General features: G+C 44.1%; 18 protein-coding genes. 8 read left to right on the top strand and 10 right to left on the bottom strand.

Annotation, left to right across the window (positions count from 1 at the left end):
• The 5 genes from V7R55_RS16010 to V7R55_RS15990 form a co-directional block, all read right to left on the bottom strand.
• Window positions 1–765, bottom strand: coding sequence for a Na(+)-translocating NADH-quinone reductase subunit C (locus V7R55_RS16010; RefSeq protein WP_141154611.1), 765 nt, complete (start codon window positions 763–765; stop codon window positions 1–3).
• On the bottom strand, window positions 755–1,957 hold the full coding sequence (locus V7R55_RS16005) for an NADH:ubiquinone reductase (Na(+)-transporting) subunit B (RefSeq protein WP_015068141.1): 1,203 nt from the start codon (window positions 1,955–1,957) through the stop codon (window positions 755–757). Before V7R55_RS16005 ends, V7R55_RS16010 begins: the two co-directional genes overlap by 11 nt.
• Window positions 1,958–1,960: 3 nt before the next feature.
• Window positions 1,961–3,301, bottom strand: a complete 1,341-nt coding sequence (locus tag V7R55_RS16000; RefSeq protein WP_334060281.1) for a Na(+)-translocating NADH-quinone reductase subunit A — start codon at window positions 3,299–3,301, stop codon at window positions 1,961–1,963.
• A 508-nt stretch (window positions 3,302–3,809) separates the two neighbouring features.
• Window positions 3,810–4,988, bottom strand: a complete 1,179-nt coding sequence (gene fabV, locus V7R55_RS15995; RefSeq protein WP_278383530.1) for an enoyl-ACP reductase FabV — start codon at window positions 4,986–4,988, stop codon at window positions 3,810–3,812.
• Between the two features lie 332 nt (window positions 4,989–5,320).
• Window positions 5,321–5,941, bottom strand: a complete 621-nt coding sequence (locus V7R55_RS15990) for an FKBP-type peptidyl-prolyl cis-trans isomerase (protein WP_015068144.1) — start codon at window positions 5,939–5,941, stop codon at window positions 5,321–5,323.
• A gap of 233 nt (window positions 5,942–6,174) precedes the next feature.
• Here V7R55_RS15990 and ppc point away from each other — a divergent pair, with 233 nt between their 5' ends.
• Window positions 6,175–8,796, top strand: a complete 2,622-nt coding sequence (gene ppc, locus V7R55_RS15985) for a phosphoenolpyruvate carboxylase (RefSeq protein WP_334060280.1) — start codon at window positions 6,175–6,177, stop codon at window positions 8,794–8,796.
• A 115-nt stretch (window positions 8,797–8,911) separates the two neighbouring features.
• Here ppc and V7R55_RS15980 read toward each other — a convergent pair whose 3' ends face one another.
• Window positions 8,912–9,958 carry an alpha/beta hydrolase family protein gene (locus V7R55_RS15980; protein ID WP_334060279.1) on the bottom strand — a complete coding sequence of 349 codons (1,047 nt, stop codon included), beginning with the start codon at window positions 9,956–9,958 and terminating at the stop codon, window positions 8,912–8,914.
• Between the two features lie 131 nt (window positions 9,959–10,089).
• Here V7R55_RS15980 and V7R55_RS15975 point away from each other — a divergent pair, with 131 nt between their 5' ends.
• Complete coding sequence (locus tag V7R55_RS15975) at window positions 10,090–10,893, top strand: hypothetical protein (RefSeq protein WP_334060278.1); 804 nt, start codon at window positions 10,090–10,092, stop codon at window positions 10,891–10,893.
• Window positions 10,894–11,196: 303 nt separating this feature from the next.
• On the opposite strand, the gene mdh is transcribed toward V7R55_RS15975, so the two are convergent.
• Window positions 11,197–12,135 (bottom strand): malate dehydrogenase, encoded by a 939-nt coding sequence (gene mdh / locus V7R55_RS15970; RefSeq protein WP_334060277.1) that lies wholly within the window; start codon window positions 12,133–12,135, stop codon window positions 11,197–11,199.
• Between the two features lie 237 nt (window positions 12,136–12,372).
• On the opposite strand from mdh, the gene argR reads away from it, so the two are divergent.
• Complete coding sequence (gene argR, locus V7R55_RS15965) at window positions 12,373–12,837, top strand: transcriptional regulator ArgR (RefSeq protein WP_179984645.1); 465 nt, start codon at window positions 12,373–12,375, stop codon at window positions 12,835–12,837.
• 84 nt (window positions 12,838–12,921) lie between these two features.
• Here the strand turns inward: argR and V7R55_RS15960 are convergent, their stop codons facing one another.
• Together V7R55_RS15960 and V7R55_RS15955 are read right to left on the bottom strand one after the other, a co-directional pair.
• On the bottom strand, window positions 12,922–13,605 hold the full coding sequence (locus V7R55_RS15960; protein ID WP_334060276.1) for a type 1 glutamine amidotransferase domain-containing protein: 684 nt from the start codon (window positions 13,603–13,605) through the stop codon (window positions 12,922–12,924).
• Between the two features lie 188 nt (window positions 13,606–13,793).
• Complete coding sequence (locus tag V7R55_RS15955; RefSeq protein WP_334060275.1) at window positions 13,794–17,003, bottom strand: TonB-dependent receptor; 3,210 nt, start codon at window positions 17,001–17,003, stop codon at window positions 13,794–13,796.
• A 386-nt stretch (window positions 17,004–17,389) separates the two neighbouring features.
• Here V7R55_RS15955 and V7R55_RS15950 point away from each other — a divergent pair, with 386 nt between their 5' ends.
• From V7R55_RS15950 to V7R55_RS15930, 5 genes are all read left to right on the top strand, one after another.
• On the top strand, window positions 17,390–18,283 hold the full coding sequence (locus tag V7R55_RS15950; protein ID WP_438823601.1) for a hypothetical protein: 894 nt from the start codon (window positions 17,390–17,392) through the stop codon (window positions 18,281–18,283).
• Window positions 18,283–19,236, top strand: coding sequence for a hypothetical protein (locus V7R55_RS15945; RefSeq protein WP_334060273.1), 954 nt, complete (start codon window positions 18,283–18,285; stop codon window positions 19,234–19,236). The genes V7R55_RS15950 and V7R55_RS15945 overlap by 1 nt, the downstream gene beginning before the upstream one ends.
• Before the next feature lie 188 nt (window positions 19,237–19,424).
• Window positions 19,425–20,048 carry a uridine kinase gene (gene udk / locus V7R55_RS15940; protein ID WP_014950808.1) on the top strand — a complete coding sequence of 208 codons (624 nt, stop codon included), beginning with the start codon at window positions 19,425–19,427 and terminating at the stop codon, window positions 20,046–20,048.
• A 12-nt stretch (window positions 20,049–20,060) separates the two neighbouring features.
• A complete protein-coding gene (locus V7R55_RS15935; protein WP_334060272.1) occupies window positions 20,061–21,272 on the top strand; it encodes a NupC/NupG family nucleoside CNT transporter in 1,212 nt (403 codons plus the stop codon).
• Between the two features lie 169 nt (window positions 21,273–21,441).
• Window positions 21,442–22,281, top strand: coding sequence for an isopenicillin N synthase family dioxygenase (locus V7R55_RS15930; RefSeq protein ID WP_334060271.1), 840 nt, complete (start codon window positions 21,442–21,444; stop codon window positions 22,279–22,281).
• 56 nt (window positions 22,282–22,337) lie between these two features.
• Here the strand turns inward: V7R55_RS15930 and V7R55_RS15925 are convergent.
• On the bottom strand, window positions 22,338–22,536 hold a 199-nt coding region (locus V7R55_RS15925), incomplete at its 5' end, for a tetratricopeptide repeat protein (RefSeq protein ID WP_334060270.1).

Genomic DNA, 22,536 nt, shown 5'->3' with positions numbered 1-22,536 from the left:
TTATGAACGCCATGCTTGGTTCTTCAGGAACTGGCCGAAGCCTTGCTCGCCTACCCAATAACGAATTGTGTTTTCAACACCGTTACTAGTTAGGGTTGCACCTGAAAGCGCATCGATAGTGTGAGGATTGCTAGGGTTAGCATTTTTCACCACGCGAATAGCAACTTCGCCATTCTCGTAAAGCTCTTTGCCGTCCCATTTGTCCTGCCAAGCAGGGTTTTGCACTTCACCACCTAGTCCTGGCGTTTCTTTTTGCTGATAGTAAATAAGCTCACGAACCGTCTGGCCGTCTGCATCTATCGCTAAGAATCCGTACATAAGATCCCAAAGGCCGCTACCGTGTACAGGTAAGATGATACGAGATACATCACCTGCGTCGTTGCGAACTAAGTAAACACTTGCCACGTTAGGGCGGCGTTGGAAACCTACATTGCTGTTCGTTACCTTTGTGCTGTACTCAGTCTGCTTAGCAGCTTTATACATATCGTAATCTGGAGCTGGCGCCTCAACAAACGTACCTTCTTCAAGATTTACATAACGCTGCTCTACTCGCTCACTGTACGTACTTTCGATAGCGTTGTTGCTCATGCCCATTTCGTAAAGGCCTGCAGCATTAAGAATGTTGCTCTTTTTATCAAGAGCCGCGTTTGTTTGCTGTAAAGAGCGAAGGCCAACAGCCGCGCCAGAAACAACAATTGAACAAACCAAACATACGGCTACTACTACACCGATAGTTTTGCCTAAAGATTCTTTCTTAGCCGACACGTGCTACCCTCCGCTTGATGTTGCTTTGTGCGACAAAATAGTCGAACAGTGGCGCCCACAAGTTAGCAAATAGAATTGCTAGCATTACACCTTCAGGGAAGGCTGGGTTAAGGACGCGGATTAGTACCGTCATGAAACCAATGAAGATACCGTAAGCCCACTTACCTTGGTTTGTGAACGATGCAGAAACTGGGTCTGTCGCCATAAAGAACATACCAAAAGCAAGACCACCAACAACAAAGTGCCAATGTGCAGGCATTGCAAACATAGGGTTCGTATCGCTGCCAATTAGGTTTAGCAGAGTTGCGAAGAAGGCAACGCCTATCGCTACACCAGCAACAATGCGCCAGCTTGCTATACGCATGTACATGATGAACAAGCCACCAAGAATAATTGCAAGAGTAGATACTTCACCTGCAGAGCCCGCGATGGTACCGATAAAGCTATCCATCCACTGAGTCATATCAGCGTAGTCTAGGTTACCCCATGCTGCTTGGCTAAGAGACGTTGCACCCGAATAACCGTCTGCTGCTACCCATACTTGGTCACCTGAGATTTGTGCAGGATATGCAAAGTATAGGAATGCACGACCAGACAGAGCTGGGTTAAGGAAATTACGACCTGTACCACCGAATACTTCTTTAGCGATAACAACACCGAAGGTAATACCTAGTGCTACTTGCCATAGAGGGATAGTGGCTGGAAGTGTAAGTGCAAACAGTACTGATGTTACAAAGAAGCCTTCGTTAACTTCGTGCTTACGCACAGAAGCAAAGAGTACTTCCCAGAAACCACCAACAGCAAAAGTTACTGCATAAATAGGTAGCCAGAAACATGCACCGTAGAAAAATAGACCTAAAATACCAGCATTTGTCAGATCACCACCCAACGCAGTGAAAAGACCCGCCTGCCATGTATCAGGCAGCGTTCCTGCACCAGCAGCAATAGCTTCTTGTGCTTGGAAACCGATGTTATACATACCAAAGAACATAGCTGGGAATGTTGCCATCCATACCATGATCATGATGCGTTTAAGGTCAATGCTATCACGCACGTGCGTGTTAGCTTTGTTTACTTTACCTGGCGTATAAAAGATGGTCGCTGCAGCTTCATAAAGCGCGTACCATTTTTCATGCTTACCACCCGGCTCAAAATCCGGCTCAATTTTTTCTAAATACGCTTTTAAACCCATGACTTAACCCTCTTTCTCTATCGTGGTCAAACAGTCGCGTAAGATAGGAGCATAGTTGTATTTGCCAGGGCATACATAAGTACACAATGCCAAATCTTCTTCGTCCAACTCTAAGCAACCCAACGTCTGAGCACCGTCAGTATCACCAGAAATCAGGTCCCTAAGCAGAAGCGTAGGAATGATATCTAGGGGCATAACGCGTTCGTAATTACCAATTGGAACCATAGAACGTTCTGAACCATTGGTAGTTGTTGTCATATCAAATTTCTTGCTACCACTTAGGTGACCTAAGTAAGCGCGTGTCACTGAGTGTTGGTTTGAACCAGGTAGGATCCAACCGAACAATTTCTTCTCGTGACCTTCTTTTAATAGTGAAACTTGGGTGTGGAAACGACCTAAGAAACCGTGTACGCCCATTGCTGTGGTACCGTTAAGCACAGAACCAGAAACAACACGTACTTCACCGTCTACTTGCTCGTTCGCAGTTAGCTCGGTCACATCTGCGCCAATGATAGTGCGCACTAGACGTGGGTTTGTTGCAGCAGGACCTGCAAGTGAGATAACTCGACGGTTATCTAGTTCACCTGTAGTTAGCAATGCACCAATCGCCATTACGTCTTGGTAGTTGATGTGCCAAACCGTTTTGTTCATGCCGGCTGAATCAAGGAAGTGGATATGAGTACCCGGTAGGCCCGCAGGGTGAGGACCGCCAAACTCTTCAACATCAACTGCCGCATCGCCAGTAGCAACAGAAGAACCTGCCGCTTTACAAACGTAAGTCTTGCCACCGCTCAATTGCGTTAACGCTTTAAGACCATTTACGAAATCGTCTTGGCGCTCAGCAATAATCACAGCAGGATCTGCTGCAAGTGGATTGGTATCCATTGCTGTAACGAAAATTGAACTTGGAACAGAGTCTAGCTTAGGAGATTTGCTAAATGGACGTGTACGGAACGCTGTCCACATGCCTGACTCTACAAGGATTGACTGAAGCTGCTCGCGTGTTGCGCTCGCGATCTGGTCAGCTGCAATTTTATCAAATGTTACGGCATCACTACCGTTCACTTTGATAACTACAGACTGAAGAACACGTTTTGCACCACGGTTAACCTCTACCACTTCACCCGCTGCTGGCGCAGTGAATTTAACGCCAGGATTCTTTTTGTCTTCAAAAAGAACCTGACCTTTCTTCACTACATCGCCAACTTGGACGTGCATGGTAGGACGCATACCCACATATTCTTCTCCCAGAATGGCAACGCGCGTTGCAGAAGATGCATCAGCAATCTCCTGCTTTGGCGCTCCCTCAATTGGGAGGTCGAGACCTTTCTTGATTTTTATCATATGTAATTGCACTACTCTAATAGAAATACCCTTTTGCATGACCGCAGAAACCCTGCCTGTCAGCATGCAAAAACGCACTATTAACAGGTGTTAGACACCTTTTTATTGAATGATGGAACTTGCTGCAATTGCTACGGTCAGCCTGTTATGAAGCCGTAACGCATAATTCCTTAAGCGGACGTTTTATTCGCCCTTTCTATATAGACCACCAGCAGAAATTTACACTTATTATTTTTGTTGTGTAGCTGCAATCGCCGCCGCTGTTTTGGTAGAGGCAGAAAAGACCCCTACTTAATTTCGGGATTTTAGCATTAACCCATACGTTTGTGCCACGCTATTTCAAGATAAAGGCAAATTTTTCTACAATTTAATGTAAACCTTTGGTCTTATTCATTTACATTTTTACCGCTGACACCCCATATCGGCTTGCAATAAAGTACAAAAAAGCCGTCAAATCAGACGGCTTTTGCACAGATAGCATTAAGTTAATTAATGGTAAGTTTAAGTTTTACCACTTAACCAGTGGGTCAACTTCACTGTCGTAATCAACGCTGGAAATGTCAAAACCGAACAGTTTTAAGAACTCATGGTGGTAACCTTTGTAGTCACTTAAGTCATGGAAGTTCTCTTGTGTCACCTGATCCCATAGCGCTTTAATTTTTGCCTGAGTAGCGTCGTTGGTTTCTTTGCCGTCCATGCGATAGCGATTTGCTTCATCTAACGTAGGCGTATTTCCAAACAGGCATTGTGTGAATAAACCATGAATTTGTTCAATACACCCTTCGTGTGTCCCCTCTTCTTTCATCACTTTGTAAATGAGTGAGATATACAGAGGCATTACAGGAATGGCAGAACTTGCCTGCGTTACCAGTGCTTTTAGTGAACTTACGTTTGCTTGTACAAGCAAGTCACTGTTTTTACCAATAATAGCAGCAGCAGCGCGATCTAGATCTTCTTTTGCCTTACCGATAGTTGCTTGACCGTAGATAGGCCATGTAAGCTCTTTCCCGATATAGGTATAAGCGGTGGTTTTACAGCCTTCTGCAAGCACATCGGCTTCACGCAAAAAGTCCATCCAACGCTCCCAATCTTCGCCGCCCATCACTTTGATGGTGTTAAGGATCTCGTCGTCGTTAGCAGGCTCAAGTGCCACTTCATGCACTTTATCTTTATCTGTATCATAAGTTTTTGTGGTGTATGCCTCGCCTACTGGCTTAAGCGTCGACTTGTAGGTTACACCGGTTTCTGGGTCGGTTCTGCGCGGAGACGCAAGGCTATAAATAACCAAGTCGACCTTGCCCATTTCGGCTTTGATTTTTTCGATAGCTTCGTTTTTGATCTCATCAGAAAAGGCATCGCCGTTTATTGTATCAGCATACAAGCCTTTCCCTTTGGCTTTTTCGTGGAACGCTGCAGTGTTATACCAACCTGCCGTACCTGTTTTGCGTTCCGTTGGTGCTTTTTCAAAACAAACACCTAATGTTTTTGCGCCATAACCAAACGCAGATGTGATGCGTGACGCTAACCCGTAGCCTGTTGAGCTACCAATAACCAGTACATTTTTAGGGCCTTCGCCTAAGTCACCCTTTGCTTCTACATAAGCAATTTGTTCATCCACCGCTTTTGCACAGCCTACCGGGTGCGCATTTGTACAAATGAAGCCTCTCACTTTAGGCTTGATAACCATAATAATTTTCCTTATTTGAGCGTGGGGCTATTGTAATGCCGAAGCCACTGATAACAACTCGGAGCAGATGGAAGCCTGCTGAACCTTTCATACGATTTTGTCAGCATATCGCATACATGCATTCTCACCAACAAAACATAGTAGCATCACATATTTAGATTTAAATAAGCGAAACACAAACGATCTCAGTGTATGACTGCATTGCTCGTTTACAAACTAAGCGTTAGAAAAATAAAAGGAATAGGCTAGAAGGTAGAAGGGGATAGGATATTAAACGAAGAAAAATACGGGTGTTCACAGGAGCACCACTGGGCACTCCTGTGAAGAAATCATTAACCTAGAACGTCAAGAAGTTCTACGTCAAAGATAAGGGTGCTGTAAGGTGCAATAGCTGCGCCTGCGCCTTGCTCACCGTAAGCTAGGTCGTGTGGTACGTATAGACGATACTTTGAACCTGCTTTCATAAGTTGAAGTGCTTCAGTCCAACCTTTGATTACGCCGCCTACTGGGAATTCAGCTGGCTGACCACGCTCGTAAGAGCTGTCAAACGTAGTACCGTTGATAAGCGTACCGTGGTAGTGAACACGTACTGTGCTAGAAGCATCTGGTGTCTCGCCGTCACCTTCAGTAACAACTTCGTATTGAAGACCAGATTCAGTTACGGTTACTTCGTCACGCTTCGCGTTTTCTTCAAGGTACTTTGTGCCTTCTTCAATAACCGCTTTGCTTGCTTCTTCTTTAGCAGCTTGCATACGCTTGTGAATTTCGCCAAACGCATCACGCAGAGTGTCGTTATCAACCTGAGGTGCTTGACCTGCGAAGGCGTCTTTAAGGCCAGCTACAACAGCGTCAATCGCTAGTCCGTCAAACGGATTTGATTGAAGTTGTTGACCCATTTGAAAACCAATGCCGTAACTTGCTTGGGTTTCTACTGTATTGAATGTATCAGTCACAAGAACTCCTGAAATTAAATTACAAATGCAGTACAAATTTCAAACAAAACGCATAACGCGAGAATGTTTCTGCATTTTCCGGTGCAAGAGTGTATCACACCACAAAATATCTTGCTTTGAGCAATGTTAACTGTGGTGCAAAAGTATCAAAATGTTGTAAATTATAACCGAAAGTGGTTAGACAAGTCGCGAAGGACACAGTATGGTTAGGCCCATATATTTAGGAGGAAAGCATGCAAACACACTACGATGCTGAACTGAAAGATACCGTTCGATACCTTGGTAAAACCCTTGGTGAAACAATCAAAAATCAATTAGGTCAGGAGTGGCTAGACCGGATTGAAAAGATTAGAAAAGGCGGCCGAGCCTCTTATCAGGGAGACGCTACTTGTAGCGAAGAACTGAAAGAAACTTTCAAAACAATGTCTGACAGCGATTTGCTTACTGTTGGTCGTGCCTTCGCACAGTTCTTGAACCTAGGTAATATTGCCGAGCAAGAATACAACGCGGCAATGAATGTCGATGCATCTATTGATGCTCTGTTTAAACACCTAGATAAAGCAGAACTGACTGCTGACAAAGTACAAGACGCCGTTGCAAAACTAAACATTGATCTTGTATTAACCGCGCACCCTACTGAGGTTACGCGCCGTACACTTATTCATAAACACAAAGAGCTAGCGGATTGCCTGCAAGCTGTGCATCAAGAATCGTTAAGCGATGTTGAGCGTAAAAAGATAGAAACACGCATTGCTGACCTTATTGCTCAAGCTTGGCACACTGAAGAAATTCGTTCAGTGCGCCCGACGCCTGTTGATGAAGCGCGTTGGGGCTTCTCGGTCATTGAAAACTCATTGTGGGAAGCGGTACCTGACTTCATGCGCGAGCTTGATGGTCGTTTAAACGAAGACTACGACGTATCGCTACCGCTAGACTCGTCGCCAGTACAATTTAGCTCTTGGATGGGCGGCGACAGAGACGGTAACCCTTTTGTTACTTCAAAAGTAACTGAACAAGTATTGCTGCTGGCAAGAAAGCGCGCGGCTAAGCTTTTCGCTATCGACCTTGATCGTTTGCAAGTAGAACTTTCAATGTACGATTGCAATGAAGAACTACGTGAACAAGTAGGCGATGCAAACGAACCGTACCGCGCCCTACTTCGCCCGTTGGTAAATAAGTTTATTGCTACTCGTGACGGCATTGCCGACTACCTTGCGGGTAAAAATCCAGACACGTCTAACTGGATAGAAAGCGACGATGAGCTTATCGAGCCGTTGATGCTTTGCTATCAGTCACTATTAGACTGCGGTATGCAGGTTGTTGCTAATGGCTTACTTCTAGACACCATTCGCCGTGCTCGTGTATTTGGTATTCATCTTCTGCGCCTTGATGTACGTCAGGACTCTGAACGTCACGCAGACGTATTTAGCGAATTAACACGTTATCTTGGCCTTGGCGACTATTCGCAGTGGAGTGAAGCGGACAAACAAGCATTCTTATTGCGCGAGCTTAGTTCAAAACGCCCACTATTCCCATCACAATGGGATGCATCTGACGATGTAAAAGAAGTACTAGAGACCTGTAAGGTCATTGCAAAACACAGTAAGCATGGCTTTGGTATCTACATTATCTCTATGGCGAGCGAGCCGTCAGATGTCATGGCCGTTCAGTTGCTGCTTCAAGAAAGCGGTGTAGATTGGCCAATGCCGGTAGCACCACTATTTGAAACGCTAGACGATTTGAATAACTCACCAGATGTAATGCGCAAACTCCTGTCTATCGACTGGTATCGCGGTTACGTGAAAGGGCGTCAGTTCGTTATGATCGGTTACTCTGATTCAGCGAAAGACGCTGGTGCATTAGCTGCGGGCTGGGCCCAATATCAATCACAAGAAGCCTTGGTTGCGATTGCTGATGAGTTTGACGTAAGCCTGACCCTATTCCACGGCCGTGGCGGTACGATTGGCCGCGGTGGCTTGCCAGCTCATGCTGCTATTTACTCACAACCTCCTGGCTCATTAGACGGCGGCTTCCGTGTAACAGAACAGGGCGAAACCATTCGCTATAAGTTTGGTATGCCAAAACTCGCTAAACGCAGCCTAGGTATTTACGCCAGCGCCATAATTGAAGCCATGTTGTTCCCACCTCCGGCACCAAAAGAAGAGTGGCGAGAGCTTATTACCGCAATGGCTGCGCAAGGTCGTGATAACTACCGCGCAACGGTACGTCACGATGAAGAGTTTGTACCTTACTTCCGTGTGGCTACACCAGAGCAAGAGTTAGGCAAACTGCCACTAGGCAGCCGCCCTGCTAAGCGTAAGCCACAAGGCGGTATTGAGAGCTTACGTGCTATCCCATGGATCTTCGCTTGGGCACAAACCCGTTTAGTTCTGCCAAGCTGGTTAGGCGTTATGCGCGCCATTGATAGCGTGAAGACACCTGAGAACGAAAAAGTGGTTAACGAGATGTTCAGCGAATGGCCATTCTATCGTTCACGTCTATCTATGCTAGACATGGTGTTCCACAAAGCTGACCCACGCATCAGTGAAGCTTATGATGAGCGCTTGGTACCAAAAGAGCTTAAACACTTTGGTGAAGCATTGCGTAGCGAGCTCAAAGAGAGCATCTCGTCACTGTTAGCTATTACAGGCGATGACGACATTATGAAGAACGACCCGCAGGGTAAAGAGTCGATGGAGATCCGCGCAGGATACCTTCAGCCGCTGCACTACCTGCAAATTGAGCTTTTAGATCGTATCCGTAAAGCCGGTGATGATGCACAGAACACCAGTCTAGAGCGTGCCATGATGGTGACCATCGCAGGTATTGCTATTGGTATGCGTAACACAGGTTAAGTAAGCTAAATTTGTGAAAAATTAAAGCCCGCTTAGTAATACTTAGCGGGCTTTTTTGTATTTAAGGTACGCTATCATCACATGTGTATACAGCCTAGTAAGATTGACGTAAGCCTTACATATGCTGAGAAAGCCAACTGCTTATCTCGGCTTTCATTTCTTTTTGATAAAACGTAAGGCCATGATCCCCACTCTTATAAATTACCACTTTATGAGGGTGTTGATTTTCACTAAGCGCTTTAGCTGCCATGTTTGTGTGCGCAACATCAACACGCACGTCAGCATCGCCGTGAATAAGCAAAAGTGGAACTTTAGTGTTAAGTTCATCTACCCATTTCACCGCAGAACGTGCATTTAGAGCAGTCTCTTGATTGTTTTCAATATCTGGGATCATTCTATACAGGAGAGCTTTCATATCGGCTCTTCGATTAATCACAAAATGTAAATCAGTGGGGCCTGCTACAACTATAGCGGTTTTAATATCATTTGATGCCTTCAACTGACGCAAGGCTTGCCATGTCATCATGCCGCCACGACTAACGCCATACAGCGCAATTTTTGAAGAATCGGCATGAGGAAGTTGCTTTGCAATGTCGATAAGAGCAAGCACATCGTGTACGTCTTTTCCGCCAAATTCATCTTCACCTTCACTAAAGCGCGAGCCTCGATAATTGCTGGCAAGTACGATGTAACCTTGTGCGGCAAGAGGAAGAAGTCGGTCTACTACAGTAATTCGGCTGACATTGTGTTTATTATTACCACCGCGATTATAAATAATAACCGGAAGCTTTTCGTTGCCAGCGTTTTTAGGCACCACCATGACACCTGAAATCTTCAAACCATCAGATTCATACTCAATCCACTGGGCGCTTGTTTGTTTTATTAGAGTATTAAACGCTTTGGGATTAACACGCTTCTGCCAGCGGTCGACAAAAGCTATTTTTTGGTTGTTACTTTGTGCATGCGCAAGCCATGCTTGATAGTTTTCAAAAGGCAAAGCATTGCCTTTAAGGGTAAGTGTTGAAGGTAACTGAGTGAAAATTTGACCTGCCACCGGTACTTCGGGGGTAGCTTTGTTCACCCCCGAATCTGTAGCGTTGACATTAAAACAAAATGCAGCGTACAAAATGGCAAACATAACGTTGCGCTTTATAAACGTCATAACACATCCTTGTTTGTTTCAAAAAAGAGCTAATGAGAGTGACTAGTAAATAATGAAATGCTTTGCGACTCAATGAAATATGCATATGATTGGTAACAAAGTTTGTCACCCTATGCATTAAAGGACTAAATATGCGCATATCTCTAATATTCTTAATCACTCTGTTTTCACTAAGTGGTCGCTGTGCAGCCAGTACAATGGAGCTACCCGCTGGTTTGTGGGAAGGCATTAGTGAAGATGACCTTACTTTTCGATTGCTTCAAATAAACGACAGTGGCGAGCACAATTTTTTTGAAATAGCCATTCTAGGTGGTTTAAAGAAAGCGCGTCGCACACCTTTTACTAATGACGACATTGTTTGTATAGAAAATAGATGCACTATCAAAACAATCATTGAGAGCGATGTAACGCGAACGATTACATTATCCCCTTATCTAGATACCAATTTAAAAGTACTTGAGTCGAGCTTTAAAGGTAAAGAGAGTTACGTATCTCATACTTATCAGTTGATAAAACAAGAAGCGAAATCGACGCCTAGAAAGTTCCTTGAAAAACGTGAGCAGCTTATTGCTAATGCTGAACAAAATACTACCGAACACCCCTTCGGCACATGGATTGGCGTAATGCATTATTTAGACAGACCAGAATTAGCATTACTACAATTAAATGAAGACGAGCAAGGTTCATTACGGGTTTATAGAAAGGGCAGCAAAACCTTCAATGAAGTGCAATCAAGCTTCTCTGCTAGCGATATGAGTATCGATGGCAAAGTGATCGAGATTGAAGCGTCACATACAACCTTTGCTTCAAACATCATCCTATTTATGCAAACAGACAACATGATCTCAGGCTACACCTACGCAATTCACAAGGGCTATCCAGTAGCCATGGGCGCGATAAAGCTGCACCGCATAGAGCCAGCCCAAGCACAGTAATCTTCATAGGTGGTAAATAAATGAATAGCTGCTGGGTGATGCTTTAAATAAGCATCGCCTTACTTAGCTCTCCTGTTCTGAATGTGCAGTTGCGAAGCCTTCAAACGCGCAGAAAAAGCTGGATACGCAAGGTCGTAACAGACTGCGCTCTCTACAAATCTACAGTGATTAGGATAATGGGGAGTTTGGAACTGGCGGGGCTTTGATAAGTAGGCTCTCCACCGCAGGGATGCGGTGGCGAAGCCTACAGGGAAGTATTCACGGCGTGCCTACGTTCAAAGGCCTGCCAATGACACTCACCAATTAGCCGTTTACGAAGTCAACGCCTAGCTTGATGTCGCCACGTAGGCCTTCAAGCATGTCGTTTTTCGCTTTTTCTTCAAACGCGCTTAGCTCGCCGTATGGCAAGATTTCTTCAACACCGTTTGCGCCAAGGCGTACAGGGTGTGCGAAGAATGCTGCGTCGTCGCTGTCGTCAGTTTGTACATAAGTGTACTCAACAACGTTCTCACCTTGCATTGCTGCAACAAGAGATAGACAGAAACGTGCCGCTGCTTGACCCATTGAAAGGGTTGCAGAGCCGCCGCCCGCTTTCGCTTCAACAACTTCAGTACCTGCATTCTGGATACGAGTCGTTAGGCTAGATACTTCTTCGTCTGTGAACTCAACGCCTTCAACTTGTGAAAGAAGAGGAAGGATAGTTGTACCAGAGTGACCACCGATTACCGGTACGTGCACTGAAGATACATCTACGCCTTTAAGTTCAGCAACGAAAGTTTCAGCACGGATAACGTCTAGTGTAGTTACACCGAAAAGCTTGTTCTTGTCGTAAACGCCTTTTGCTTTTAGCGTCTCAGCTGCAATAGCTACAGTAGTGTTCACTGGGTTAGTGATGATACCAACACACGCGTCCGGGCAGTTATCAGCTACACCTTCAATTAGGTTTTTAACAATGCCGGCGTTGATGTTGAACAGATCTGAACGATCCATACCTGGCTTACGAGGCATACCTGCTGGAATAAGAACTACGTCTGCTCCAGTAAGTGCTTCAGCTAGGTCATCTTTACCGTGACCGGTTACTTTTACCGCAGTGGGGATGTGGCTCAAATCAACGGCAACACCAGGAACAACTGGCGCAACGTCGTAAAGCGCTAAATCTGAACCTGCTGGCAATTGTGTTTTCAACAACAAAGACAGCGCCTGACCAATACCACCGGCAGCACCTAACACGGCTACTTTCATACCATTTCTCCTATGGGATTACTTCACGTATTTAAACGGAACGTCACACTAATGCAACGCGGGGGAAAACTCAATCACCGGATCGTCTTATTAACGTTATTTATGGCGATTTTTGTACGATATTCATTATCATGAATGATTATGCAAAGAAATTGCGCAAAGTCTACCTGTACGGCACAATATGCGCATACAAAGTACAATTCCTAACGATAACACTTAAAAAAGAAAAGAGCGCTAATGGCAAACGCAAAACAAGAGCAACTCATCAAAGCTTTTAAAGAAATTCTAAAAGCAGAAAATTATGGTTCGCAGGGCGAAATTGTTGACGCTTTAAAAGCACAAGGTTTTGACAACATCAGCCAATCAAAAATCTCTAGAATGCTAAGTAAGTTTGGTGCAGTACGAACCCGAAATGCACGAGGAGACATGGTTTACTGTTTGCCTCCTGAATTAGGTATGCCTACTGCCAAAAGTCCGCTCAAACAGTTGGTACTAGATATTGTTCACAACAATGTGATGGTTATTATTAGAACCAGCCCAGGAGCAGCACAGCTTATTGCTCGCCTACTTGATTCATTGAGTAAAAAAGACGGCGTATTAGGGACGATTGCAGGTGATGACACTATTTTTATTGCCCCTGCTGACGTGACGAGAATTGAAGAATTAAGACAACGCGTTGAAGACTTGTTTGAAAACGTTTAGCCATGCCTCCAAAAGCTAATAATCAAAAAGCAAGAAACCGCATACAAGATGCGGTTTCCAAATCGGTTATAAACTAAGATTATCCTAAGATAAAAGCTTAATTAGCGCATCTGCTGCAGGGCGTGACGATGGTGGATTTTGTCCCGTTACCAACAAGCCATCAGTACACACTTTTACGGCGAAATCGTCAGCACTTTGATATTTTCCACCCTTTCTAACCAGTTCATCTTCAACCAGATATGGTACTACATCGGTAAGTTCCATTGCCGCTTCTTCGCTGTTTGAAAACCCCGTTACCTGCTTACCATCAACTAAGTACTTGCCATCTGAAGTTTTAACGTCCTTTAGCACGATTGGAGCATGGCAGACTGCGCCAACAGGTTTATTTGCCGCGATTGTGTCTTCAATCAATTTAATTGAGTGGACGTTGTCAGATAGGTCCCACAAAGGGCCGTGACCGCCCGGGTAAAATACGGCGTCAAACTCTTCAGCACGCACATCTTCAAGCGGTATGGTAGACGCCATTGCACTTCGCGCCAGTTCATCTTTTGTATATCTTATTGCGTCGTCTGTCATCGCATCATCTGCAAGGCTATTTGGGTCGATAGGTACTTGGCCTCCCATTGGCGACGCAAGGGTAATCGTATAGTCTTGATCTTTAAATGCGTAATATGGCGCTGCAAACTCTTCTAACCACATGCCTGTTTTCTTACCCGTATCACCCATAATTTCATGAGACGTCATTACCATTAGCATACGTTTTGTCATAAGCCCTCCTTGCGAGCATTTAAAAAATTTTCTCGTCACTTGATTCGTGTAGTGGAGGGACTTAGATCATAAGCAAAGGCTATGCGCGGTAAGTAACAGATGTGTGAGATAAATCGCAGGCATAAAAAAGTGCCACTTCCTGTTAAGGAGAGTGGCACCTAACACTACAACTTTTTTAAACTAAGTAATTAGAAGTCGTATTTAATACCGAACTGAACTTGCCATACTGATTGGTCAAGAACTTCTAGGTTTTTAATACGTGAATCACTGTTCAAGTCAAAATATTCATATTGACCATCTACGATATTTGCAGAAACTACAGCACGCTCATATTCATAGCGAGTACGCTCGATGCGGCCCCAATCGTCATTCAGTAGGTTACCGAAGTTTTCTATATCAAAGAACACGGTAAGTTTGTGCTCTGGATACAACGCAGGTAGTTCCTGTTGAACACGCACATCAATGATTGTTGACCAGCGAGAGTTGTCGCCATTACGTTCAGCAATTCCACCTTTATACTGAGCTAGCTCTGAACTATTGATATAGTCAATGAATTCTTGCTGAGCTGCTAAGTCACCACCAAATGAAGTGGCTGCAAACAATGGATCATTGATGCCATCTGGAACGTAAAGCAGGTGACCTGCATCATCGTTACGGCTTTCACGCTCACAACGACCACCACCAACATCTAGCACACATGCGTTGTTTTCATCAAATGTGTAGCTGTAAGGCTGACCAGAGCGACGCTCGGCAAAGATTGAAACAGTCGTTTCATAACCGTCAATTAACTCTTTCTTCCAATTGAAGCGCATTTTCCATAGGTGCTCAGTCTGGAAGTTAGACGTGCCAGCTCGCGGTTGCTGACGGTCATAAGCAGCAAAGTCGGAGTAGTTAGATGTCGCAGTTGAAGATGTACCATAGCCGATATCTTCCACGTCAGCGTAAGTATAACTTGTGAAGAAGTCGAATGATCCATAAGAGGTATCCCACGCCTTTGAAGCAGACAGGGCGTAAAGTATTGAATCACCTTCATCAACTGAGCCAGTTACGATAGCCTCTGGACCTTCACTACAGTCGTAAACACCACGACCATCTGGCGCTGTACCCACTGGGTTTTCGCAGCGTTGATCATACCAGTAAGTAGCATTTTCAAGCTTGTTGTAAAGCACATCAGCAGAGAACAACCAACCTTCTAGTTCTTCCATTTCTGGCTCGTGAGCAACACCAAGGCTTACTTTCCACGTTGTAGGAATATCAAAATCATTCGCCAGCGCATTCACATCACCATCTGGGGCATTGTTAGCAAGCTGGTCAAGAATATTCTGAGGAATGTACTGCCCTGTAGCAGCATCTGGTGTAGTAGGAACTTGGTATGTCTGACCAGAACCAAAGTCTTGATAGTTGTCAGAAATTACGCCGTCATTTGAGTAGCTGTTTGATACCCAAACGCTTGGTGCACCACCAGAGAAGCGACCAATACCACCGCGTACAGTTGTATAATCAGAGGCATACCACTGGAACGACACACGAGGAAGAATTACATCTAGACCATCAACATCGTTAGTATTTGAGTAGCCGTAGCGGTCTACGAAGTTTTGGTTTTCGCGGATAGAGCCTTCAGATTCATACCAGTCATAACGAATACCAGCGTCAATCGTTAGCTCAGCTGTCGCTTCCCATGAATCTTGGAAATAAAGTGAGTTATAGTTGTAACCCCAGATCGCACGAAGGTCGTTCTCATCGTTTGTAATAGCATTATTATAAAGCAGCGCAGAAGCTTCAGCATTTGCAAGGTCTTCTAGGCTGTTAAATAGGTATGAACCTTCAGAGTTTTGTGCAAATAGGTTATTTACGTCAACTTCTTCACGCTCATAACCAAACTTCATGATGTGGTCGCCAGTTGTGTAAATACCAACTAGTTTAACTTGGAAGAAGTCCTGATCAAGAGAGTTACCGTGACGGAAGCGGTCTGGACCAATCGTCAAGTAATTCTCATCGCCATCGACTTCACGTAGGAAAACGGCAAAGTTAGGGAACTCAGAACCATTTAGAGACTCTTGGCCTGTAGCTTGCGTAGTTTTCGCTACCTTGAACTGTGTAGAGAAATCTGAAGTCCAGTCAGAGAAGACGTGCGCAATAAAACTTTCAACTTTTTCAGAACGATCGTACCAAGCAGAAGATGCACCAAGTACTTCGTCTTGCGCTAGGAAGTTGTTACCATTTTGCTCATTGATTGAGTTACCGTCGGTAAGCATGTAAGTAAACTTAGCGCGGTGGTCATCGTTGATATTCCAATCGATATTTGCAAGAACTTTCTCATCTTGCACGTCGTCTTTCTGGAAACCACCTATGTCAAAGCCCCACACGTCAGAAACGATTTGAGAAACTTGGGCAACATCATCAAGCGTGATAGATGGAACTTCATTAACGGCGCCTGATCCAGCAGGTCCACGATTAAGTGGTGCTACAGATTCAAATTTATCGTACGCAACGAAGAAAAAGAGCTTATCTTTTATCAACGGGCCACCTAAAGTGGCAACAAACGTTTCTTCTTCGAAATCGAAATTGAACTCTTCATCACCATTGTTATCGCCAATGAATGAATCGTCAGTGTAGTAGTAACCGACTGAGCCGTGGAATTCGTTCGTACCTGATTTAGTTACAGCGTTGATTGTACCACCAGTAAACCCGTTATACTCAACGTCAAAAGGCGCAGTTTGAATAGACAAAGATTCAATTGCGTCATAAGAAATTGGAGAGCGCTGAGTAGGGTAACCGTTAGCGTTAAGACCGAAACGGTCATTTAATGCTACGCCATCAACAGTCAAAGAGTTGAACTTATTATTTGCGCCTGCAATGCTAAGCTCTTTTGAACCACCGCTTTGAACGTTTACTGATGCAAACGGGTCTAGTTGTGCTGCATCTGTGATATCACGGTCAATTGATACTACCTGCTGAAGCGCTTCAAGACCTAGGCTTGTGCTTAGTGCTTCATTGGTATACCCAGTGCCCGCAGAGCTACCGGTTACCGTAATAACTTCAGTGCTGCGAGACGACTCAAGTTGAATTGGAAGATCCAACGCCTGGTCTAGAGAAAGATAAACGTTTTCTACTTTCGCAGGAACGAAACCGTCACCTGAAATTGTAATCGTATAAGGACCACCTACGCGAAGACCGCGCGAAGAAAAAGTGCCGTTTTCGTTCGTGATTGCTACTGAGGAAGTACCTGTAGGTTCGTGTTTTATTGTGACTGTCGCGCCAGAAAGGTCTGAGCCAGCTTCAGTGACAACATTGCCTCGGATAGACGACGTTGTTGTTTGAGCCGAGGCTGTACCCGCCAGACCTGCAGCAACAGCAACAGCGATCGCTACGCGACTTAGCTTTGCTTTGAAGTTCATGTGTGTGTTTCCCTTTTTGTTTAAAATTCTTTTTTTAACACGGTCTAGTGTAGTGCAAAAATAGCACATCTAGCCTGTGCTTATACCCGAATGTTTTAAATTGTCGTAAACATTCGTGTCAGTTTTATTACAGTTTTACATTTTTATTTAACAGCTATCGCCCGAGGCTATTGAGTTTGAAAACTATTTCTTGACCATGCGGTCAAGTTAATTTACTTGTTATTATTATTGTCAATCCATAACGATTAGCTGGACCTATTCTTGACAGATATACGACTAATAAACAGCGTTTAATAAAAATCAGGTTTACCCATAAAAATAATAAATAAATCAAATACATAACTATTTAAAATAAACTTACCTATTGCAATAAATAACCTTAACTGATGAAATCACACTATAAATCGTTAATTCATTTGGTCGTTTTTTTGACGAATTTCAGAATTGTTGCCTCCGGGAAATGGATAATTTTTGTTATCGCTGCAATTACCTGCGGTGCGGTGAACTATTTTCAACATTCAGTCACATACACTGATATCGCCCCTCAAACTGGTCAAAACATGAACTGCAAGACCGACCTTGTGGGGAATTTTGATGTTTTTTCTGTCTATGTAACCGACGGCAGAATAGCCGAGATGGCAAAGGAAAAGCTGTGCAGCGATCAAACTATTAAACGTCAATTCGGCGAAGTAAAGATAATTATCGGACAAAGCGATTACGACACGTTTCGTTATATAAATCACGGCGTTGTTGATTTAGCGTTGGTCAAGAGCAACGTAGTTGATGCTTTCGGGGCAGATCAGATTTACGGCTTAACTAAGATCGCATCGCACCCTAACTATTCGGCTTTTTTCATTGCTTTACGAGAAAGGCCTGAGCTTTCAAAAGAGTATCTTTTAGGAAAGCGCATTGGCTTATTGGACTATCCTAGCAGTCGCTCAGGCCATATCGTACCAAAGACTGTGATGCAAGAGTTGGGCTTAAGCGCCAATAATGTTGATATTGTATATTTTAGTTCTCATCAAGAACTAAGACGCGCGCTGCTTGCCGGTGATGTGGACATAATATCTTCTTACTGGGCTGAAGAAGATAAAGAAAAGTTTTCACGAAACTACGCCACGCCGCTTTTAGAGAGCGTAAGCGGAATGCAATGGTTTTTGAAAATGCAAACGCAGAATACCGACTTGTTTTGTGCAATGCAGTCAGTCGTTCACGATATAGCGATGTCTCACCCCAGACCCTATTACAAAACTATTACATTGGAAGAGGGGTGTAACTAATGGGTAATAAAAAGATTTATTTCAAGTCCAAGCCCCTGATTGCCATTAACGTTTTAGCTTTAATAGTGGCACTACAATGCGTGGCGATAACCGCACAATATTTCTCATTCCAATCTTCTGTTCATCTAGCGCTTGATAATGTTCAGCGAAGAATTAGTTTAGATAGTGCCTTTCTAGATGTGGGTAATAAAACACTTAACACGCCGGTCAATCAATTCGCGATTTACCGATATCTGAGTAGATTGAACAGCAGCCTCAAAGAAGAAGGTTATCCAGTTTTGGTAAAGGGTATTCAAGGTATAGAAACGAATTCTGATGACTTCAGCCTATACCCCAGTAAAAAGTCTTCCCGTTTCATTAATGCTGAGCAAGAGATTTTCGTCGAACTTCGCCATAAACTTCCTTCAAGCGCCTTAACGTTCAGTTGGATTGCTTTAATTGCGTCACTCTTTACATCGCCGCTATTCTTTATTTCGAGTAGAACAAGAAAGGCTCGCAAAGCGCTTGAAGAAGTCATCCCCCCTACGCCTAAGCTTGTGATTAATTTAAAAGACAAAACCATTTCTAACGGTATAGACGATAAAGTGGTTACGCTACAGAACAAGCCTTTATGCTTTTATACCGCATTGGTTAAGTATTGTATCGAGCACCCAGGTAATCCCTTGCCTCCCCACAAAGATGTACCTACTGAATTACTAGCTTTAGCCAACAAAAGCTTCGGGCGCCTCATAGAACTTGGGCACACTAAACGCAAACGTCCAGACTTCAACGCAAACTTAGACAAGACGTTAAGTGAGATAAGAGCTGCTCTTGATGAGGTGTTCGCATCGTATAATGAAGAAAAAGAGAATTATTACCCTCCTCGTGCTCAGGGTGAAGGTTCACGTTCAAAGCAACACTCTTATGCATTGCCACCGATAAAAGAAGAGGATATCGAAATTATTGGTAACTAATTAAAAACTGACCACTTGGAGAACTTTTTTGTATTTTATGCGAGTTTAAAAAACAGCCCGCAATACCTTGAAAATACAATAAAGTTCTAGCAAAGACCGCGCCCAAAAGTGATAACTTGTGAATATAACATTGATTCGCGAGGCCTAAACGCGTATCTTTGCACCAACAAAACCAGCTTTATAGTACTATGCAATCGCCACTTATTATTGCCATTTCTGGAGCTTCTGGCTCTGGGAAGTCTCTTTTTACAAAAAATTTGTTTAACGGCTTCAGTGCTCAAGGTCGCCCTGTTCAAGTGCTGCGCGAAGACCACTATTACCGCGCCCAAGATCATCTTCCCATGGAACAACGTGAGAAGAATAACTACGATCATCCAAACGCATTTGAACATGAGCTTTTGAAAGCACACTTGCAAGCATTGCGTGATGGTCAGCCTATCGACTATCCGCACTATTGCTATAAAACGCACACGCGTTTACCTGAAACGGAGCGCTTGAACCCCGCACCGGTAATTATACTCGAAGGTATTATGTTACTTGCGCGTACCGATTTACTTCCCCTGTATGACGTAAAAATCTTTATCGATACCCCTCTTGATATTTGTTTGATGCGCCGAATGATGCGAGACCTGAAAGAACGCGGTCGTAGTATCGAGTCGGTGGCAAAGCAGTACGAAGAAACTGTTAAGCCTATGTATCATCAATTTATCGAACCTAGCCGCTTCACTGCCGACGTAGTAGTGACGCAAGGTGGCAAAAACCAAATTGCATTAGATGTGATCAAATCACACATTCAGCAAGCGCTTCTTTAAGGGAACATTACTATGGTAAGTTTACTGGGCATTGCAGTCCTTCTGGGTATTGCTTTCGCGTTATCATCGGCGAAACGCAGTATAAATTGGCGCACCGTTGGCGGCGCATTTGCTATTCAAGCATCAGTTGGCGCATTTGTCCTGTACTCTGAACCAGGTAAAGAAGTTCTATTAAGCGCAACCAAATTTGTCGCCAACATTATTGCTTATAGCCAAGAAGGCATTAACTTCTTGTTCGGCCCTATTGGCGACAAATCAATTGCTTTTATTTTTGCCTTTAACGTGCTTCCCGTTATTGTCTTTTTCTCTGCACTTATCGCGGTTCTCTATCACCTCAAAGTGATGGGTGTCATCATCAAAGTAATCGGTGGATTCTTACAAAAAGCGCTGGGAACCAGTCGTCCAGAATCTATGTCCTCTGCTGCCAACATCTTTGTTGGTCAAACCGAAGCCCCTCTAGTGGTTCGTCCTTTCATCCCACACATGACGACTTCTGAGCTGTTTGCCATTATGGTAGGCGGCCTGGCATCAATAGCAGGCTCTGTCATGGCTGGTTATGCTGGCATGGGGGTTGATCTTAAATATCTATTGGCGGCAAGCTTCATGGCTGCGCCAGGTGGCTTGTTAATGGCAAAAATTATTTTGCCTGAAACCAGCAAGCCAAATGAAGATTTACAAGACGTAGACGCGGAAGATACCGGCTACGCTAATGTGTTCGATGCTGCTGCCAGTGGCGCAGCGTCAGGCATGCAGCTTGCGTTAAACGTAGGCGCTATGCTACTCGCTTTCATAGCTTTAATTGCCATGTTTAACGGCCTTATCGGCTGGACGGCAGCGCTATTTGGTTATGAAAACGTTACGTTTGAAGGGATCCTGGGTTATGTACTTCAACCTCTCGCATGGGCAATCGGCGTACCATGGGAGGAAGCGCAACTTGCAGGCAGCTTTATTGGTCAGAAAATGGTGGTTAACGAGTTTGTTGCCTATCTTAACTTCTTAGAAAACCAATCACAGCTATCTGAAGCATCTCAGGCCATTATCACCTTTGCACTTTGTGGTTTTGCAAACTTCTCTTCTATCGCTATTTTGATGGGTGGAATTGGTGCCATGGCACCAACACGCAGAAAAGAAATTGCGAGACTGGGGTTAAAAGCTGTTATTGCTGCAACATTATCTAACTTGATGAGTGCCGCGCTAGCGGGCTTTTACCTCACTCTTGGTTAAATTTCATTAATTTGGACCAGTTGGTCAAGATTTTACTAGACTAACTGGTCAGGTTTCTGTAAATTACGCGCAAATTCTTCGCGGGATTGATTTATGTCAATTTCTGCGACTTTTTTCTGTAGCCCGTCTACCTTTATAATGCCGCAGTCAAAATATACGGGATAAAGTTATGCAATTAGTTGCTGTTGATTACCAAGCGGAAAACGCACAAGAAGAATTCGTGAAGTCACTTCGCGAGACAGGGTTCGGTGTTTTAAAGAATCACCCTATCCAACAGTCATTAGTTCAAGGTATTTACGACAATTGGCAGGGCTTCTTCGACAGTGAAGAGAAGAACGATTACCTGTACAACAAAGGTAAACAAGACGGATTTTTCCCTCAGAGTGTTTCTGAGGTAGCTAAAGGCTTTACGAAAAAAGATATTAAAGAGTATTACCACTTCTATCCGTGGGGTCAGTGTCCAGAAGCGCTACATCCGCAGATTTCTCAGTACTATGAGGAAGCTAATACACTAGCGAAAGAGCTATTGGGTTGGATAGAAAAGCACTCTCCTTCAGAGGTGAGCGATAAGTACAGTCAGCCGCTAGGTGACATGATCAAAGATTCAGATCAAACCTTGCTACGTATACTGCACTACCCTCCACTAAAAGGTGATGAAGAAGTTGATGCAATTCGCGCTGCTGCTCACGAAGATATTAATTTGATTACTATCTTGCCTGCAGCCAACGAGCCTGGATTGCAAGTACAAGCTAAAGACGGTAGTTGGATTGACGTTCCTTGTGATTTCGGGAACTTAATTGTGAATATTGGCGATATGCTTCAAGAAGCATCCGGCGGATATTTCCCATCAACTACGCATAGAGTTGTAAACCCAGATGGCACTGACATGACGAAGTCTCGTATTTCATTGCCACTATTTTTACACCCTAGACCAGATGTTGTTCTTTCAGAACGTCATACCGCAGGGTCATACCTGCAAGAGCGCCTTCGTGAGCTGGGCGTTATATAAATTAAGTTCCTTTTGTAGTGTTATTCTTTTTGCCGCAGCTAGTCTGCGGCTTTTTTTTAGTTGCTTGCTAAGGTCGCTAATTTAGAAGAATAGCGCTGTTTATCTTGTTCGTTTGGTGAATACTTCACAGCCCTTTCTAAAAAGCGTTGTGCTTCGCTAACATCTCCCAACTCGTGATACGCTTTGGCCATGCCGAACAAAATCTCGTGACGAGAATTATCTAGCTTCAACCCTTTTTTATAATGCTTAATTGCC

Source organism: Alteromonas sp. S005 (assembly GCF_036864475.1).
Lineage (GTDB): Bacteria > Pseudomonadota > Gammaproteobacteria > Enterobacterales > Alteromonadaceae > Alteromonas.
The sequence above is the reverse complement of the archived record's forward strand: the minus strand, read 5'-3'. Positions and strand labels throughout refer to the sequence as shown.